Source organism: Rhodococcus kronopolitis, from assembly GCF_042654025.1.
Taxonomy (GTDB): Bacteria; Actinomycetota; Actinomycetes; order Mycobacteriales; family Mycobacteriaceae; genus Rhodococcus_G; species Rhodococcus_G kronopolitis.
Window position 1 is genome coordinate 139,973 of sequence record NZ_JBHSFO010000005.1, and the last position, 17,405, is coordinate 157,377.

General features: G+C 66.9%; 15 protein-coding genes. 2 read left to right on the forward strand and 13 right to left on the reverse strand.

Annotation, left to right across the window (positions count from 1 at the left end; genetic code table 11):
- Positions 1 to 417 precede the first annotated feature (417 nt).
- From ACFO6S_RS11945 to ACFO6S_RS11955, 3 genes are all read right to left on the reverse strand, one after another.
- Positions 418 to 672, reverse strand: coding sequence for a hypothetical protein (locus ACFO6S_RS11945; RefSeq protein WP_378417178.1), 255 nt, complete (start codon positions 670 to 672; stop codon positions 418 to 420).
- Positions 673 to 1,303: 631 nt separating this feature from the next.
- Positions 1,304 to 1,813 (reverse strand): hypothetical protein, encoded by a 510-nt coding sequence (locus ACFO6S_RS11950; protein WP_378417180.1) that lies wholly within the window; start codon positions 1,811 to 1,813, stop codon positions 1,304 to 1,306.
- Between the two features lie 273 nt (positions 1,814 to 2,086).
- Positions 2,087 to 2,338 carry a hypothetical protein gene (locus ACFO6S_RS11955; protein WP_378417182.1) on the reverse strand — a complete coding sequence of 84 codons (252 nt, stop codon included), beginning with the start codon at positions 2,336 to 2,338 and terminating at the stop codon, positions 2,087 to 2,089.
- A gap of 165 nt (positions 2,339 to 2,503) precedes the next feature.
- On the opposite strand from ACFO6S_RS11955, the gene ACFO6S_RS11960 reads away from it, so the two are divergent.
- A complete protein-coding gene (locus ACFO6S_RS11960; protein WP_378417184.1) occupies positions 2,504 to 3,358 on the forward strand; it encodes an alpha/beta fold hydrolase in 855 nt (284 codons plus the stop codon).
- A 426-nt stretch (positions 3,359 to 3,784) separates the two neighbouring features.
- On the opposite strand, the gene ACFO6S_RS11965 is transcribed toward ACFO6S_RS11960, so the two are convergent.
- From ACFO6S_RS11965 to ACFO6S_RS12005, 9 genes are all read right to left on the reverse strand, one after another.
- Positions 3,785 to 4,492, reverse strand: a complete 708-nt coding sequence (locus tag ACFO6S_RS11965; RefSeq protein ID WP_378417186.1) for an MFS transporter — start codon at positions 4,490 to 4,492, stop codon at positions 3,785 to 3,787.
- A gap of 28 nt (positions 4,493 to 4,520) precedes the next feature.
- A complete protein-coding gene (locus ACFO6S_RS11970; RefSeq protein ID WP_378417188.1) occupies positions 4,521 to 4,781 on the reverse strand; it encodes a response regulator transcription factor in 261 nt (86 codons plus the stop codon).
- Between the two features lie 294 nt (positions 4,782 to 5,075).
- On the reverse strand, positions 5,076 to 6,365 hold the full coding sequence (locus ACFO6S_RS11975) for a M20/M25/M40 family metallo-hydrolase (RefSeq protein WP_378417190.1): 1,290 nt from the start codon (positions 6,363 to 6,365) through the stop codon (positions 5,076 to 5,078).
- 33 nt (positions 6,366 to 6,398) lie between these two features.
- A complete protein-coding gene (locus ACFO6S_RS11980) occupies positions 6,399 to 7,649 on the reverse strand; it encodes a hypothetical protein (protein ID WP_378417192.1) in 1,251 nt (416 codons plus the stop codon).
- Positions 7,649 to 9,655 carry a hypothetical protein gene (locus ACFO6S_RS11985; RefSeq protein WP_378417194.1) on the reverse strand — a complete coding sequence of 669 codons (2,007 nt, stop codon included), beginning with the start codon at positions 9,653 to 9,655 and terminating at the stop codon, positions 7,649 to 7,651. The genes ACFO6S_RS11980 and ACFO6S_RS11985 overlap by 1 nt, the downstream gene beginning before the upstream one ends.
- The gene (locus ACFO6S_RS11990) at positions 9,652 to 10,140 is read right to left on the reverse strand and encodes a hypothetical protein (protein ID WP_378417196.1); all 489 of its coding nucleotides are present in this window, start codon (positions 10,138 to 10,140) and stop codon (positions 9,652 to 9,654) included. Before ACFO6S_RS11990 ends, ACFO6S_RS11985 begins: the two co-directional genes overlap by 4 nt.
- 74 nt (positions 10,141 to 10,214) lie before the next feature.
- Complete coding sequence (locus ACFO6S_RS11995) at positions 10,215 to 11,522, reverse strand: hypothetical protein (RefSeq protein ID WP_378417198.1); 1,308 nt, start codon at positions 11,520 to 11,522, stop codon at positions 10,215 to 10,217.
- Positions 11,506 to 12,186, reverse strand: coding sequence for a hypothetical protein (locus tag ACFO6S_RS12000; RefSeq protein ID WP_378417200.1), 681 nt, complete (start codon positions 12,184 to 12,186; stop codon positions 11,506 to 11,508). Before ACFO6S_RS12000 ends, ACFO6S_RS11995 begins: the two co-directional genes overlap by 17 nt.
- Positions 12,187 to 12,213: 27 nt before the next feature.
- Positions 12,214 to 13,341, reverse strand: a complete 1,128-nt coding sequence (locus tag ACFO6S_RS12005; RefSeq protein ID WP_378417202.1) for a hypothetical protein — start codon at positions 13,339 to 13,341, stop codon at positions 12,214 to 12,216.
- 751 nt (positions 13,342 to 14,092) lie between these two features.
- On the opposite strand from ACFO6S_RS12005, the gene ACFO6S_RS12010 reads away from it, so the two are divergent.
- Positions 14,093 to 15,262 (forward strand): hemopexin repeat-containing protein, encoded by a 1,170-nt coding sequence (locus ACFO6S_RS12010; RefSeq protein ID WP_378417203.1) that lies wholly within the window; start codon positions 14,093 to 14,095, stop codon positions 15,260 to 15,262.
- A 541-nt stretch (positions 15,263 to 15,803) separates the two neighbouring features.
- On the opposite strand, the gene ACFO6S_RS12015 is transcribed toward ACFO6S_RS12010, so the two are convergent.
- Positions 15,804 to 17,261, reverse strand: a complete 1,458-nt coding sequence (locus tag ACFO6S_RS12015) for a carboxylesterase/lipase family protein (protein ID WP_378417205.1) — start codon at positions 17,259 to 17,261, stop codon at positions 15,804 to 15,806.
- Positions 17,262 to 17,405: the final 144 nt, after the last annotated feature.

A 17,405-nucleotide genomic window follows, 5' to 3' on the forward strand; every position in this document is an offset into this window, starting at 1 on the left:
TCCCTCGCCGCACCAATTCTCGTGGGCGACGTCCTGACCGCCACCCTGACAATCACCTCGATCACCGAACGGGCCGGCGCCGCGATCATCGAAGCGGTCACCGACATCAGACACCGAGACGGGAGACCTGCGGGCGACCGTGACCACGTCGAACCTGGTCGGACCCAACGATGTGAGACCCGCCGAGCCCGCGCTGGTCGCCGCTCCGCATGCGCATCCCACTGCTCGACCAGCCACCGTGTGCGGGGGGAGAGGGCGCTCGGCGGTACACGCACCGGTGGGTGGTGTGCGGGCACTTGCGCCGCCGGTGGTTTCCGAGCGTGCAGCAGCACGTGCTGACCGTGGATCACGGACTACATCGCCGGGCCGGAGGATACCCCGATCGTGGTGCGCGACAAGGCGACGATGGTCAGCTGACTAGGACGATCCGAATCCGAGACTGGCGAGGCTTCCACCGGCGGTGGGATGCGGGGTGACCTCGGGGGTGTCCGGGGTGTCCGGGGTGCCGACGGTCAACGGGTACAGGGTGAGTGAGGTGTACTTCGGGACCGTCCAGCCTTCGAGTCGTTCGTACTGGCCGCACACCACCCCCGCCACGTACTTGCCGTCCGCGACCGCGGGGATCACAGCTTCGCCGGACTGGCCCGCATCCAGGTGGAGAATGTTGGGCATCGGTGCTCCATTCCCGGTGATCGCACTGTTGGGGGAATCGGGCTGGTGCATCAGCCACTGGCCCGGATTTGCTGCCAGGTCGATGTCGGGGCTGGTGCGGATGCGGTTGGTGCTCGCTTCTGTGTGCACCAGCGGCCCGACGCATACGTTGGTGCGGACTTCTCGAGGGCCAGGCGTTCCGTGCACCGCGATCGTTGCCCGAATGGTGTTGCCCACGACCCCGATGCTGACGTCGGAGGGGAGCTCAGCAGTTGGGAGATCGCTGGCGGCCGCGGTGCCGGTGACGGCGATCGCTGCTGCGGCGGAGAGAGCAACAGCAGTCGCTGCGCGACGAGCAAAGCTGGCGGGAGTCACGATTCACCTCGGTGCACTGGATCGGCAGGGACGGAGCCGGACGCTATCAAGGACCGGAGGGCAGGCGGCCCGGGACATTCGCGGTGTCAGCCGTTCAGCTGACACCGGGGCGTCGACGAGTCGTCGACAGCTGTCCAAGCCTTGCGGCGGCCCGGGGTGCTGTGCGCCGGCCGCGGGCTGCAGTAGTCGCCGAGTTGCCAGCGAAGTACTAACACTGAAGGCCCGCCCCAGAATTGGGTGCGGGCCTTCGACGTGGATGCAGTGAGCTGGCCGTGCCTCAGCTGCCGAAGAGCTCGCCGAGGTCTGGGCGGGCCGGCTCGACGTGGGGGACGGTGACCACGGTGGACTCCTGGTCCACGGTGAATGCAGTGATGGCCGGGATGCCCGCCAGGTAGTCCGCGATGCCGGGGTAGTCCGAGACCCACATGGTCATTGGGTCGGCGACGGGGCTGCAGGAGGCCAGGACGACGTAGGAGCCGTCGGGGATGTCCGTGACGGTCTGGGTCGCCGTGCCGGGTTGGACCTCGCCGTTGGCGTAGAGAGTCTGGCCGGCGCGGAGGACGTCCTCGACCGGCGGCAGCACGGCGCCCGGTCCCTGCGCGAGCGAGGTCCCGCACATCAGGGCGGTGCCGGAGTTGTTGGTGATCGTGTTCGTCACCGCCGATCCGCTGACCTCGTACGCGAAGGTGACCTGGTCTGCCCCGGCAGCAGAGGCCAGTGCCGGGGTGGCGATGGATAGTGGAATCGACGCTGCCGCAATGAGTGCGGCGCGGGTGATCAGTCGCATGCAGGTATCCTCTTAGTCCGGTTGTCCTCCGGTTGCGATCTTGCACGACGAGCGACCCGGCGCCGCCGATCGTGGCTGAGGACGAGCGCACCCACCGCAGCACACTTTGTAGCTGTGAACTGCGAGGATCACCTCCCTCTCGTCACGCTCCTTTGGCCCAGACGATGGGCGTGTCCCGGACCGATGTCGGGGCGGGGCGCATTTGGGGTGCACCACGGGCTTCTGGCATCAGACCCGGCCTGCGAAAGCATCCCTGCGGCACCGGAGAGGAAGTCAGGGTTCCCCGTTTGAGCGCGCCGTGGTCGTATCGGTCTTGAGGCATTGTTTGATGTCGCCGCGGGCTCCCGCCATCGCCCACGCGACGCCTGTAACACCGCTTTCCGTGAGGCCGTACTCCTTGATGGCCTGTGCTGACTCCGGCGTCTGCTTCAGCCACATGCTCCACTCGGAAGTGCTGTCGGAAACCGTCTTCGCCAGGTCAGCCGACGACCGAAGTGCTGGGAACAGGCCAGACTTCGAGATCATGGCGTGAGGCGGCGTCGCTGGTCATGAACGGACACCAGGGACCGATGAGTTGCAGCCGCGGAAGTGGTCTCTTCTTAAAGACGTAACCGTAGAGGAGTCGCAATGCCGCTTCATGTTCAGTAATCGCCCGAGCACCTGGTCGCCGTCGGGGATGTCGACCTGTGCGTGTCCACATTCGGGGACCGGCGGCAGCCACCGGTGCTGCTGCCGTGCACGTCGAGACTGTTCTGGGAAGACCGGTTCTGCGACCGGCTTGCCGGCGCTGGCCGGTTCGTCCTGCGCTACGACATCCGCGACACCGGCCGGTCGACTGTCTATGTGACCGGCGCTCCCGGCTACAGCCTCCGTGGCTTGGTCTTGGACATCATTGGCCTGATGGATGTCTTCGAACTTCCGCGAGCTCACCTGGTGGGCTTCTCCGTGGCCGGGTGGATCTGTCAGCTTGCCGCACTCGACCACCCCGACCGTATGTCGGCACTGACCTTGATCAACACCCGTCCGACGTCCCCTGGCCCGGCGGACTCGGACCTGCCCGAACACTCGGACCAGGTCGTGGAGTTCTTCACCAAGGCACCCGACCCGGACTGGTCCGACCGGGAGGCGGTGATCGATTACGGTGTCGAACAGGCGCGGGTACGTGCGGGCGCACACGGATTCGACGAGCAGGAGGCCCGGCGGCAGACGACCCGGATGGTCGACCGCACCACCAACGTGGCCTCCAGCATGCGCAACCTGGCATTTGTCGAGGCGGGCGACCGCTGGCGGGAGCGTTTGGGCGACATCACCGTGCCGACCCTCGTCGTCCACGGGACCGATGACCCGTTCTTTCCGTACGGCAACGGACAGGCCATGGCGCGCGAGATCCCTGGCGCGGACCTGCTCTCCCTAAACGGCATCGGCCACGAGCTTCCGTCCACCACCTGGGATCGGCTGCTGGACGCAATGCTGGTGCTCCAGCCGGGATCCGCGATCGACGACGGTGTTGGACAGCAGGATGGACGAGGGCCGGCCACTGCGTGATCATGTCGTGTTTGTCTCTGACTCAACCGATTGGCGTGAACATGGGTCATGACTTGGCGTCTGATCTCCTGCAACGGGAGTTCGACAGTTTGAGCGGCCGGTCGCGCGGGTGGGAGACCTGCGGTACTGCGGCGCGATGCTTGACGGGATGGTGTCGGGGCTCCGAGCTCGGGTGTTTCACCAATGACGGAGCGTGGTCGGCTGCATGCGGATCGAGTAGGCCTACCGGTCGGTAGTCACACTTACGGACGGCCCCTGATCACACAGATTTGGATGAACTCCAGGTTGGGACAGTCAGGTGCACAATCACTGGTTCGATGACTTGCCGCGCCGACTGAACGGCGACGGTGAGGGACTGCCCGCGTGCTAGATCGATCTCTAGGGGCAGGCGAGAGTTGGGGACTGGACAGACTCGAGGGTCATTCACTATTCCTTGGTCGGGCTCAAGAGTCTGCACAGCACCAGGGCGATGATCAGGCCGCCGGCGGCGCAGATCGCGACCGCCAGAAAGCCCGCGCTGACGCCGTCGAGGGTTGCCGCGGCCGCGGTGTCGTGGTGGTTTCTGATGACGGTGGCAATGGTCGTGCCGACGACCGCTATCCCGACGGCGCCGCCGGTCTGGTTGAAGGTGTTGAGCAGGCCCGAGCCGACACCTGAGTCCTCGATCGCGACATGGCTGGCGCCGATTCCGTAGAACGGGACGAAGGCGCTGGGCAGTCCGGCGCCGATGAGGGCGAGTAGTGCGATCGCTACGGCTGTGTTGTCGATTCCGGAGGCGAAGGCCGCGGCGCCGATCAGCTGTGCGGCGACGCCACCGAGATAGACACGGGCAGGGCCTTGGGTGGCGATGATCTTCGGTAGGGCGACCGCGACGACGAGGGAGGCCAGTCCCATCGGGAGCAGGCTGAGACCGGCGAGCAGGGGGCTCATCGCACGGACGTCCTGGAAGAAGATGCTGCCAAGGTACGAGCTGCTGATCATGACAGCGGATGTAGCGGGTGCGGCGATCAAAGGCTGATCGACGCGACAACAGTGTCGTCCCTGCGTATACCGTATGTTGGCCGAACTGGACGCCGCGGGTCTCCGTGGATTCGTCGGCGCGGTTGTTGTCGCCTCGTCGCGGTGATCGGTCACTCCCGCGATCCCAGGAGTGGCCCTGGGGTCAGGTTCCGCGGAGTTCGGCGGTGTTCAGCCTGGCGAGCTGGGCGACCATTTCGGCACGGCTGGAGACCGAGAACTTCGCGAAGATGCGGCGCAGGTGGGTGGACACGGTCCATGCGCTGATCTCGAGTGCCGACGCGATCGAATGGTTGGTGTGGCCGCGGGCGACCAACAGCGCGATCTGCCGTTCCCGTGGGCTGAGGTTGACCCGATCGGAGGGGTGCTGCATGACGAGGGTGCAGCGGATTCCGTCGACGATCACGTCGAGGAGGACACCTGCCCGCAGGTTGGTGTCGAATCCTCCGTTGGTGACCGCGTGGACGACGTCGTCGAGGATTCGGAGTAGGTCAGAGTCGGCGAGGTGGTGTTTCGGGGGGTCTTCTGACCGCGGAGGGGGTTCGGCGTCTGCGGCGACTTCTGTGGGAAGTGCTGCCGGTGAGCCTTCTGTCGGGCGTTGGTCACGCATCGCTTGCCCCTCGTGTCCGCGTGCACCTCAAGTGATGGGTGACTGCCATTGATTGAAGATTCAAGGGCAGGGCTGACTTTCAAGCGCTAACTAAACCTTAGGTGCTGGCGGACTGTCCCGCGTCAGAGTCGAGATCAGCGCAGTGCACGTATCGACCGCCCGCGCCCACTGTGCGAGGTCGAGGTACTCATTCGGCCCGTGCGCTCCGTCATCGACCGGACCGAACCCGAGTAGCACCGGCGGGGGACCGAAGATGTCGGCGAGGACGGCGACGGCGGGGATCGATCCGCCCGACGAGACGCGGGTCGGTGCGGTGTGAAAGGCGAGCCGGCAAGCGACATCGATGGCCACGCGGGTCTCGTCATCGTGGTCGAGGCAGCGGCCGTCGGCGCGGCCGCGGCGGGTGACGGACACCGTCGCCGTGCGCGGCAGATGGTGTCCGAACACGTCGCGGAGGTGGGACTCGACAGCGTCGGTACGCATTCCCGGAGGTATCCGGATGTCGAGGGTCGCGGCCGCGGCCGCGGGAATCGCGCCGGGGGCGGCACCCGATCGGAACGAGTTGACCGTCAGAGCGCCGGATCGGGCCGCGGTGTGCGCGTCGACACGCGTGGCCGATGACCCGGTGCCGGGGACGGTGGGGGTGCGCAGTGTGCACGGTGTGCGCAGCGCCGCGACATCGCGGGCGGCGCTGTGCACGGCCGCCGCGAGCCAGAGAGTCGGGTCGAGGACCGCGCCGCCAAAGCGGCCGGCATGAACGGGCCCACGTCGGGTCGTCACCGTCACCCGCAGTGCGAGCATGCCACGCTGCGAGACGGTGACGGTGGGGTCGCCGTGTGTGTCGGCGCGGGTGTCCGAGACGACGGTCGCGGCGACCGGCCCGGCCAGGGTCGGCCGGCGACGCCACCGACCGAGCACGCCCGCCAGGTGGGGCGAGCCGATCTCCTCGGCGCCGTCGAGGACAAGCAGGACGTCATGTGGGGGTCCACCAACGGTGCTCCACGCGCGCAGCGCTGCCAGGTGAGCCATGAGTTGGCCCTTGTCGTCGCTGGCGCCGCGACCCACGAGGCGGGCTCCACGTCGCGTCGGCTCGAACGGGCCGGTCCGCCAGCCCGGACCGGCGGGGCGGACGTCGAAATGCCCGTACACGACTGTCGCGGGACGGCCAGGGTGGCGACCGCGGATCCGGGCGAGCACGGTCGGCCCCGACGGGCTGGGAATCACGCACACAGTGGGGGTGAGGACCCGCAACCAGCGCGCCGCCAAGAGGGCGGCGCGGTCGACGTCGCCGCGGTACCGGGCCGAACCGCTCACCGAGGGGATACGGATCCACTCGGTCAGGTCGCTGACAGTGGCGGGCAGTGCGGAGCGGGCGGTCAACCGAGCGTCCTGCAACCGCGTGGCCATCGCTAGTCACCGCCGTCGAGTCGAGGCAGGTACCCACCCTGCCTTTCCACCGCGGTAGGTGCCCTTTCCGTTGCGCTGCGGGTACACGGGGACGGGCATGCCGCCGGGCTGCATGGTCGGCGGGACTGTCAGGGGGCTGCGTTCTGCGTATTGGGAGGCGACGCCGGACTGGCCGAGCTGCTCCCACGGCAGGACACGGTCGGTGCCGGTGCGGCGGGCCAGGCTCATCGCTTGGGCCGAGGTCAGCCATTCCTCGGCCGGTTCGGCGATGTTCATCAGCAGCGCCTCGAACTCGCCGCGCTGGGTTTCCATGATGTGTGGGCCTGCGAGCCAACGCAGCACTTCGCGGCCGGTGACCGCCATCCGCTGGCGTGGGGAGCTTTGGAGTCGTTCGTCGAAGTAGCGGATCAGGACCTCGTCGACGACGTCCCAGGCGTTGTCTGCGCCGAACAGGTCGATGACGTCTTGTGACCCGAGGATCCGGAAGCACTCTTCGAGGACTTGCATGACCTCGACGCGCAGGACGTTGAGGTGACCGAACGAGGTGAACTTCAGGTTGTTGCGGAGGTCGAGACCGGCGCGGCGGACCACGGCGATGGATCCGAAGCTGGGGTCGAGGGCACCTGTCCGGATAACGTCGCTGATTCTCTTGTCGCGCCAGAACAGGGTCACTTGGTTGTCGAAGTGCGCGAACAGCATGTGGAAGTCGGTGTTCGGTCGGGATTGGGCGGAACCGCGGCCGCGGCCGTACCCGAGGACTCGCCGGTAGGCGTCGTGGCGGTCCTTGCGGGTGTAGCGCAACACGTCACGCCGATCGAACTGGTAAAGCCGGTAGGCGCCGGGGCCGCCAGACAGGCGGACGGAGCCGGCTTCGAACAGTTGCTTGAGTTTCTGAACGACCTTGAACACGCCGATCATTTCGTGTTGGTAGATGTAATACAGGTCGCCGACCGCGACGATGCGTTCGGAGTTGACGTTGTCGTCATAGGGGGCGACGCCCTGCGACATTCGGGTTTGGCCGAGTTGTTGTGCTGCGTCGGGGCCGAGGCCGACCAGGGACGCCAACCCCATGTCCGGCGGGACAGCTTTCCCGGAGTCAGCGCCCGTCGCAGCATCGACGAGAGCGTCGATCTGCCCGTTCAACTCCTCCGCGAGCGCCGGGTTCGACACCAAGCTCCCCGACAGTTGCTGTGCGACCTTCTCCCGCAGGGCCTGGATCCGGTCGAGGCGTTCCTGATACTCCCGTTCGGTAACCATCACCAATCACCTCCAACCTCGGTATTCAAGCGCTGTTGAATCTCGGCCCGCTCGGCCTCTTTCTTGACCCGCTCCGCGTTGATTTCCGAGATTAACCAGTCGCATGTGTCCACCGCCCCCTTGGCCCAGCGCGCGTTCGTTTTATTCGGAATCTCCCGTCCTACAGCGGTGACCTGGATTGACCTCTCATCCAGTCGAGCTATTTCCTCATTTACATGCACAAATGCGCTGAAGAGCTTTCTCCTGTCATCGGTAGGAAGCTGTGCGTTAGGCATCGCAGCGGCGTTATCTCGCCCCTCGGAAGGTCTGAGCAGAGCCACGTCGGGAAGTTTCGTTGGGGTGTGGCCAATGATGTATTCGTCGATTTGATGGTTGTCGGGTTCACCTTTGGCTCCGTCGAGGATGACGAGAGTACTTATCGCTGAGGCGGGGAGGGTGAACGGCTGGCCGGAATCTAGCAGGTCATTGATTGTTTCGGCGTCTTTGGCCTCGAAGATGTTGTTGCGCAAATCCTCCCTGAGGAAGATCGCCGAGGTCGAGTCGGCGTTGGCGCTGGGAGTGGATCGGACGGGTCTCACGAGCCCCTTGCAGCCGTTCCTGCCGTCGTCGACACGGAATGCAGGGATTTGTATCGGTCGGATGTTGAGGCCTCGGAGTTCGCTTCGAACAAGGTGCGGCTGGACCTTGTTGATCGTCGGTGGGAGCGGGGTGAAGGTGATGTCAAATAGGACCGGGTCGGGGAAGCGGGAGATTCGTTGGGCTGTGATCGCCAGGTCGCGGAGGAGGCGTCGTAGTCCATCGACGGCGATCTTCGTTCGTGCGGAGTACATGCCTGCCGGGTATTTCCTTTTGCCTATCGGTAGGCCCGGGTTCGTGATGTAGACGGGTTCTGTTTGGTTCGCGGCTGGGGTTTGGCCGTTTAGTAGCTTGATCACGTTGCCGATGTCGATGGTGCCCAGGATGTGCCCGGCGAGATTCGTTTCGAGGCTGGTGACGATGTCGTTGATGGTGGGGGTGAGCCCGGCGACGATGCCGTTGCGGCCCCCGTCTTGGGCGATGTGGCGGCCCTCCTCGACCAGGAACGTTCGGATCCAGGACAGCAGCCCGTCGAGGGTGAGGTTGTCGTCTTCGTTGAGGGTGATGGTCTGGCGTTCGGACAGCGGCACGAGTGCCGAGTCGAGGACCGCCTCAACCTCGGCGGTCTGGTCGGCGGCGGCGTCCATCAGCCGCGAGATCCGGATCAGGTCGGTGCCGAGGAACCCACTGCTGTCGCTCTGGGCGAAGTGGGATTGATTGGTGCGCCAGGCCTTGTGCAGATCGGTAGTGAGGTCGGCGAGGGTCCAGAAGGCGGTGCGGATCTCTTCTTCTTCGATGGTGTTGACGTTGGCGTCGATGAGTCCGAAGTGGTCGCGGAGTTGCCCGAGGAGGCCGGTAATGGCGTCGGGGGTGGGGTAGGCGACCGGTGTCTTGGGATCTGTGGGTAGTCCGGTGAGGCTGCGGAGGTAGGAGTCGACGATCGGGATCCGGGGCCCGCCGGGGTTGCCCAACTCGTCGACGGTGTTTTCAAGGGCGCCGCGAACCAGCCCACGGAACGCCTCCATGTCCTCGTGGTCGGCGTCGACGCGCAGCGGGGTGAGGGCATCGAGGATGCGGAGGGTTTCGGTGCGGGCAATCGCCGCGCGGCGGTAGAGGGAGGCTTGGCCGCCGGTGACGCTACCGAGGTCGGCTTGGACGGCGAATCCGTGTGGTACATAGGCGGATTCGGTGTGCCCGTCGACGGTGGTGAGCCGGAAGGAGGAGGTGAGGGCGTCGAGGAACGCACCGGGATCCTCGACGCGGGGCCGCCACCCCAAGATGGTGCGGATCACGTCGTGCACGGCAGGGGCGGTGTCCCCAGCAACGGCGGGGGCGGAGGACGCCGCAGCGCCTCCAGCCGCCATCGGCGGGAAAGGTGTGTCGACGTCCACCACCGGCAGGTGGCCGGTGGTATCGGGGTCCCAGGTCATCGCGTCCTCCTCAGGTGGTCGGCGACACTGTCGGGCTGGTCCTGCGCGGTGACCTCTGCGGCACTCGCGCTGGTGGCGGGCGGTGGTTGAGTCGGAAGGCAAAGCATCAGCAGGTCGGCGACTTCACGCCAGCTGGCGCGGACGGTCGCCTCCAGCGCGGTCAGCGATTCTTCACACCGCAGCTGCGACACCTCGACGCTGTCGGTCCAGGTCCGCCAGTGGTTGTCGCGGCGGGTGGCGGACCGAAGCTCCGCGGTGGGGGTGTAGGCACGCAGCTGCTGCCAGTAGCGGTGTGAGGCAGTGGCGACAGCGGTGTCGATCGCCGGTAGGAGCCGGGGGAGATGCCGTGCGTCGGTCAGCCCGGCGACCAGGTCGCCGCAGGTTTCGATTGGTGCCTGGAACTCGGTGACCAGTTCGACGAGGGCGGTTACGGCTGCGGGTTCGTCGTCGTGCTGCGGCCGGTCGAGGTCGACGATCATGACCATCTCGGTGATGCTGTGACGCAGGTCGGTGATGCTGCGGCGCAGGTCGTCACGGGCGGTGTTCAGCGACATCATCGTCACCGCCTCGACAATTCGGTGTAGAAGTTCCTCATCAGCGAGTCAGGTTCGGCGAGACGGCGGTCGAGGGCGTACCGGACCGCGCCGATGAGGAATCGTTCGGGGACGACACCCGGGTCGACACCGCGGGCGAGCCGGACACCGGCTTCCTCGATCATCCGCTGATGCCGCGGGGTGAACGCGATGACCTGACGCAGGGTCTTGTCCCCGAGACCGGGATAGCGGGTGTAGCAGACGGCGTCGACGGTGGCACGGACGCACGCGGGCCAGGACCGCAGCACCTGCACGGGCAACGTGGTTCCCGTCGTGGTTGGGTACAGCCTGCGCCACGCCTGTTCGTACGCGGCGGCGGTGTCGGCGAATCCCATGCGGCGCAGCAACTCTGTGGACAGGAACGTCCGCAGGTACGGGGTCGGGTGCACTCCGCGTGGGGAGTACGCCAGCGCCTGTTCAGGGGCGCGACCGATCACGTCCATCAGTGACGCGACGAACGCCTCGCCGCCGAGCAACACCCCGGCGAGATCACCGAAGATTTCGCGGTTCCACCGGGACCAGACCGCCGCGACCGCAGGACCGGCGCCCGTCGCGCGGACCGCCTGGCCGATGGCGCGGGGAATGTCGCGTTCGAGTTGCAGCTCGTTCTGCAGGTTGTGGCTGACCTCGTGCAGGATCGCACCCATCGTCCACGGATTGACCAGACGGTGATACGGCAACTGAACGAGGGGAAACGGGTTGAGTTGAGCGCCGAGGCGCCGCAGCGGAATGTTGCGCCGATACGTGGCCGGGGAGAACCCGGTCCGCATGTACGCGAACGGGGGCGGGCTGGGGATACTGCGGTACGCCCCCAAGCGCAGGAAAATGTACTGATAGCAGTCCAGGGCGATGCGGTCGCAGGCGAACAACCACTCCCCGAACGCGCCCTGCCGCTGGCCGAACAACTCGAAGTAGAAGTCCCATACCCGTTCGGTCGCCCGCACCCAGTCGTGAGCAAGGCTTTTGCGGCGCAACAACTCCGACAGGTCCTCGGTGGTGGCGGCCGCGGCACCGGCACGCCTGCTGGCCTGCTCGAGATCGTCGACCGCACGCTGCAAGGGCTGACGCAGGCGGGCGAGCAACGCATTGACGGCTTGGACGTGACCTTCGGACGGCCGCGCGATCGACGTCCCGAACTCGTCGCGACGGAAATCACGCAACGCGTCGAGGTGCCGGCGCACGTTGACTGGTTGCCCGCCGACGAACGCGGTGAGCAACAGCGACGACACCTGTCCGCGGGCCTGCGCGGGCGGGTGGTCAACGACGGTGGACACGACGTCTCACCGCAACGGACTGGTAGACAGGCTGTACACGCTGGCGGGCGGCGGCGCGGTGAGCACGGTGCCAGCGGTCGTCGAACACACCGACGGCACGGATCGACCGTCCCCGAGCCGACGGCGCAAGAACCCGCTGCGTCATCGTGCCGAGGGTGCGTGCCACCGTACTGGAATCGATGGCAGCACCGGACGCGGCTTGGTCGGCGAGGCTCTGCGCGGTACGTTGCAGCACCACCGGGAGAGCACCCACCAGGGCACGGGTGGCGGGGTCGTGGCGAAGAGTGCGGGCGATCCGAGCGGCGCCACGGATCATCGCCGGTGCGTTCGCGGCGACAATCGACGCAGCGCGCGGCACCAGCCGCGCAGCCAGCGGAACGAGCGCGCCGATGAACGCCTCGGCTTCCGCTTCGCTGTCCGTGCGGCCCGCGCGTGTGGCGAGGTGCGCCATCGTCTCCGCGTCGCGGTAGACCCGCCGCACCGGATTGACGAACGCCTCGCCCTCCTCCTCGCCTTCGTGCTCGCCATGGACAGCCGCGTACGCCTCGGCCTCGAACTCGAACTCCCCCGCCCCGCCAGGGGCGAAGTCCTCGCGGTCAGCAGAGAACCCTTCGTCCTCGAGCTCACCCTGGATCGGGGGGTAATAGCGGTTCCGTGTGGTCATGGTCTCTCCCGCGATCGTGATGGCTGGTCATCGCCGGGCGTTCACACCGACGGGACGACCGGCGAGACGGGCGCCACTCGGCACCCGAACGTCGGTGAGAACCCGGACAGTGCGGGCGGGCTGAGTGCCGCGAGCGGGAACCCGGACCGGCGTCGCGACGCGGACGTATCCCGGCCGGGGACGTTGGAGCCTGGTGGTGGGGGAGACGGTCCGCACCCGCGACGGTCGCCGCGTGAGCGTGCCGCCGCGCGGGTAGCCGCGTCCGACCGTCGCGACGCCACGGGCGTGCCGACGCACAATCGGACGCTGGACACGCGGGTCACTCAATGCGCGCCGAGCAGCGGCGGCGAGGACGGATCCGACGTCCGTGGGTGTCACGGCGCCGCCGACGGCCTGGCGGCGCGCCAGGGTGCGGGCCGAGGCGTCGACGATGCCGGGGATCAGGCGGACACCCGCGCGGCCGCGGGAGCGGCGCAACGCCCGGGTGAGGACGGCGGTGCCCTTGATCATGCTCGGCAGGACTCGTTGCAGTTCGCGGTAGTCACGCCTCTGCAGGGTGAGCGTGACCGCGGATCCGATGAACCCTTCGGCCTCGCTTTCGGATTCGGCCGTGGCGGCGCGGGCGGCGAGGTACTCGCCGAGAGCCTGCTGCGTCGACAGCGGCGCGGTGGCGAGATCCTCGAACTCGGCTTCGAGCTCGTCCTCGAGCTCACCTTCGAGCTGTGAGGTCACGGCACGGGCGATCGCCCCGGCGGCAGGTCCGCCGACGGCAGTGGCGATCATCGGGCCGGCGACCTTGGCGATCTGGCGCAGCGCCGGCGCGAACCGTCGTAGGACCTTCCCGATCTTGAAGAACTCTTCCGCTTCGCCCTCGACTTCACCCTCCAACTCGAGCTCGTCTTCGAATGCCCCCTCACCGAGACCGGCGGGCGTGAAGTCCTCGAACTCGCCTTCGTGCTCGGCCTCGAGTTCTTCCTCCCCGAGGCCGAGCACCGAGAAATCCTCGGACTCGTCCTCGAACTCATTGCGGAGCTCGACCTCGAACTCGTCCTCGTACTCGCCTTCGAGTTCGTCCTCCGCCTCGTACTCGGATTCGAACTCACCTTCACCCTCGTCCTCGTATTCGCCTTCGAGTTCGAACTGCACGTTGGTCATGAGCATCCCTTTCTGCCCCGCTCGGCGGCCCCTTGCTGGGGCTCACGTACGCGAATCGAATGAAATCGAGACCTCGATCAAGTGCACGCCCGGCGAGGTGTGAGGCACCAGTCACGTCCGTGAGCTCACCCGAACCGGGTACGCGTTATGTGGTCGCTCACCTGTGGGCCCCGGTTGGGGTTCCCCCGTATGTGTGAGCCCGGTGGAGGTCGCCGGTTCGTGTGACTGGCCAGGCCGCGAAACAATGGCGAACGCTCGTAGTGCATCCGGGCCGCCCACTGCAGCAACAGCGAGTCGACACTCCACATACGGATGATGAGTGGCGAGTGCGCTGCTTCGAAGTCGTCCGTCCGAAACCGATCGCCGACGGCGCGGTCCAGCCGTCGCCGGCGACGAGCCGCTGGAGTCTGTGTCTAGCCCACCGTGCCGGTGCCCGACAGGTCCAGGAGCCCTTTCAGGTCCGGGTATGGGAACGGACACAGGCACAGGAAGGCGCGTCGGGCACTGCACTCGAAGGCCCGCTGAATTGGATGCTGTCCGACAGCTCTATGGCGGCGGCGGTTTCGTATTCGGATGACGGACGCAGTTGTCGGTGCGGGCGCACTCGTCGCCGCACTGCAGGAGTCTCGACCGTGACGAGGTGGCTACCGAACCGGCCCGTGCCCCGAGGACACCGATCGGGGGCCCCGCGACGGTCGCCTGCACCCCGATACGGCGGTCGATGGGAAAGGAATCCGTTATGGGTACGGGAGTGTACTTCTTCAAGACCGGCAACTACGTGCGATACGACCGAGGCGCCGACCGCGTCGATGACGGTTACCCACTCGGCGTAGGACCGAACTGGCCAGGACTGGCGGCGGCCGGTTTCAATTCAGGTGTCGACACTGCGCTCAACCTTGGCGCTGGATTCGCCTATTTCTTCAAGGGCAGCAAGTACGTTCGCTACCGCCTGGACAGTCCTGAAGGAGTCGAATTCGGACCTGCGCCCATCGCCGATCACTGGCCGGGGCTCGAGGCGCGAGGATTCGCCAGCAACCTCGACGCCGCCGTGAACTTCGGCAACGGCTTCGTGTACTTCTTCAAAGGCTCGCACTACGTCCGATACAAGGTGAGCAGCCCAGAAGGGGCCGATTCCGGGCCGACGCCAATTGCCGCCGAGTGGCCAGGAATGGCCGTGGCGGGCTTCGGATCCGACCTCGACAGTGCCATCACATGGGGTGACGGAAGCACGTACTTCTTCAAGGACGATCAGTATGTGCGGTTCGACCACGCCGACAACAAGGTGCCCGGCGGCTACCCGCTCGCCATCGCCGACCGATGGCCGGGCATGGCGAGCGCCGGGTTCGATGATGGTCTCGAACTCGCCGTCGACGTGATCGACCTGCGGAAGCCGCTGCTCGACGCAAGCACACAGCAGCGGCCGGCGTCGGTCAACGGACCCGTATTCATCGACCGGCCGTGGAGGGGTGTGCTCCACACGACGGAAGGGAGCACACTTGCGGGTGCGCTGAGCACCCTTGACTCCAAGAAGGTGTGGCCGCACCTGACGATCGAACCCAACACCTTCAAAAGCGTTCAGCATTACCCACTCTCGCAAGGTGCGCGAGCGCTCACCGATCAACTCACCCCGCAGAATGCAGCTCGGTGCATACAGATCGAGATCGTCGGATTCGCCGCGCAGACCCAGGACTGGGCTCCCGAGCAGCTGGAGTTCATCAAAGACGTCATGCGCCAGATCGAAGATCTCGTGCCAATCCCCCGAACCGCGGATGTCATCTTCCTCAGCGGCGGCGATCACCCTGCGAACCGGATGTCCGTCAACCAATGGAACCGGTTCTCGGGATGGTGCGGCCATCAACACGTGCCCGGCAACTCGCATTGGGATCCCGGGGCGATCGACATCGCAGCACTATTGTCGTGACCAGCGCGGATGACCTACTCGACGGCCCGAGGCGAGGCCGGTACCCCGGCCGCCCACGAAAGGCGAAATCCAAGGATTTCGTGGCGCGACTTCGGCCGCATGGCGGAATCACTGGTCCATAGGCGCCACGAGCATACGACTCGACTCAGATTGTGGGGGAATCGTGCCCGCGACTAGGTGGAGAATCCACCTAATCTCTCCATTCAGGCGGAGTTGCGATGGAAATCGGCATCCGGCCTTGGTTCTAATAGGTGAACTCAAACAGCGCTGATGGGTGAACACTCCGGCTCCAGGGTCGACCGCAGGCGGGGGACTACCTTGGACCCATGGAGCACTACGTGCGCAAGGAGCCGATACCGTGCGGGGCCGTGACCACACCCGCCAGCCCGCGACGCTGGTTCCAGCGGATCACGGTCGGAGGACTCCTCGGGGATCGGAAGCCGAGCCCCTACTCGTCGCTCGTCCCGCGCCACCCCGACGGATCGCGTACCGCGATCATCCCTTTCAACTCGAGCGGTGGCGGGAACGGCGGCGGTGCGGCCTAGCCGCCGGAGCGAATGTCGTCGGGAGCGGTGTCCTCGCCTAGGTGTGGGCCGGCATCGAACTGCATCGCAATCCTGGTGTCGTCGTAGGCGGGCCAGCCGGGATCCCCGTGGGTTGCGAAGGCGACCCAGGCCTGGTGCATCGTGCGGGTGAGGCCGGAGGGTGCGGCGCCGCCGATCAGATCGCGGCACGTCTGTGTGGTGTCGAAGACGAAGGGGACGTCGAGGCCGTGTGCGGCGCCGTGCAGCGGTGACCGCCAGGCGAATTCGTAGACGAAGGTGGGGCCCGGGTGCCGACGCGCGGTGCGGCGTCTCGGTGACCGGAACATCAGGTCCGTGTAGGCGGACGTGAGTGCGCGTCCGGGGGTGACGGACGGGTCGTGCAGGCCGTACCGGTCGAGGAGTGCTTCGGCATCGGGGTAGGTGGCGGCCAGCTCCGCCACGGCGTCGTCCGCGTCGAAGTCGGCGAACCCGTCGGCACCGAAACCGAGGTTGGCCTCCTCGAGTGTCGTGCCGATCAGCAGGGCGACGCCGAGCGAGTGGGCGCTCGCGGCTCCGAGAGGGTCGGGGAGGACCTCGTCACCGGTGGTGGGGAGGAACAGGGCTCGACCGTGGCCCGGGTCGACACCGGTGCCGTCGCGCAGGTCCGGGCGGGGTTCAATCCTGAGCAGCGCCGTCTGCGCGCGCAGCAGGTCCGCGGCGGTGAGTGCCCGGAATGCGTCTGCGGTCGGAGAGGTTCCGAGCCGGGCAGCGAGTGACCTCGTGAGCTCCTCGGTGACCTCGAGCCGGCGGGCCATTTCGTCGTGTCCGCTCTGGACGATCGCCCGCCGGAACAGTCCGGCGGCCAGCGGGGAGCGCAACAGGAGCGCGACCGAGGTGCCGCCGGCCGACTCGCCGAAGACGGTGACGTTGTCCGGTTCCCCGCCGAACCCGGCGATGTTGTCGCGAACCCACCGCAGTGCCGCGATCTGGTCGCGCAGTCCGTTGTTGGGGGTCCCCCCGGGGAGAGAGACGAAGCCCTCCGCCCCGAGCCGGTAGTTGACGGTGACCAGGACGACGCCGTCGCGCGCGAACGAGGTGCCGTCGAAGGCGGGGGCCGATCCCGAGCCGATCATGAACCCGCCGCCGTGGAGGTAGACCATCACGGGAAGCCCGCTCGAGCCGGGATCGGGCGTCCAGACGTTGAGGTTGAGGTAGTCGCCGTCGCCGGTGACCCATCCGGGCCCGGTCAGCGGCGCCAGATTCGCGTGAGCGGGGTGCAATTGCGGCTGGGGTGCGGTGGCGCCGTAGCTGGTGGCGATCCTGGCCCCCGCCCAGCGTTCCGCGGGGCCGGGCGGCGCGAACCGGCGTTCGCCCGCCGGTGCTGCCGCGTAGGGGATTCCCAGGAAGCGGGCGACCCCGTCGGTGTGGTCGCCGGAGACTCGCCCGGCCTCGGTTGTCACGGTACGGACGGTCATCGGCGACGTCCCCTTTCGTGTATGCGCGGACGGTCGGGCCCACGGTGGCGGTCTGAGTCGGCACCCCACCCCGTCCGAGCCTGCCATTGGCTTCGGTGTCCGGCCCGAGGTCGCCGCCGTCATGTCGTGCCGTGGCTCGTGGTA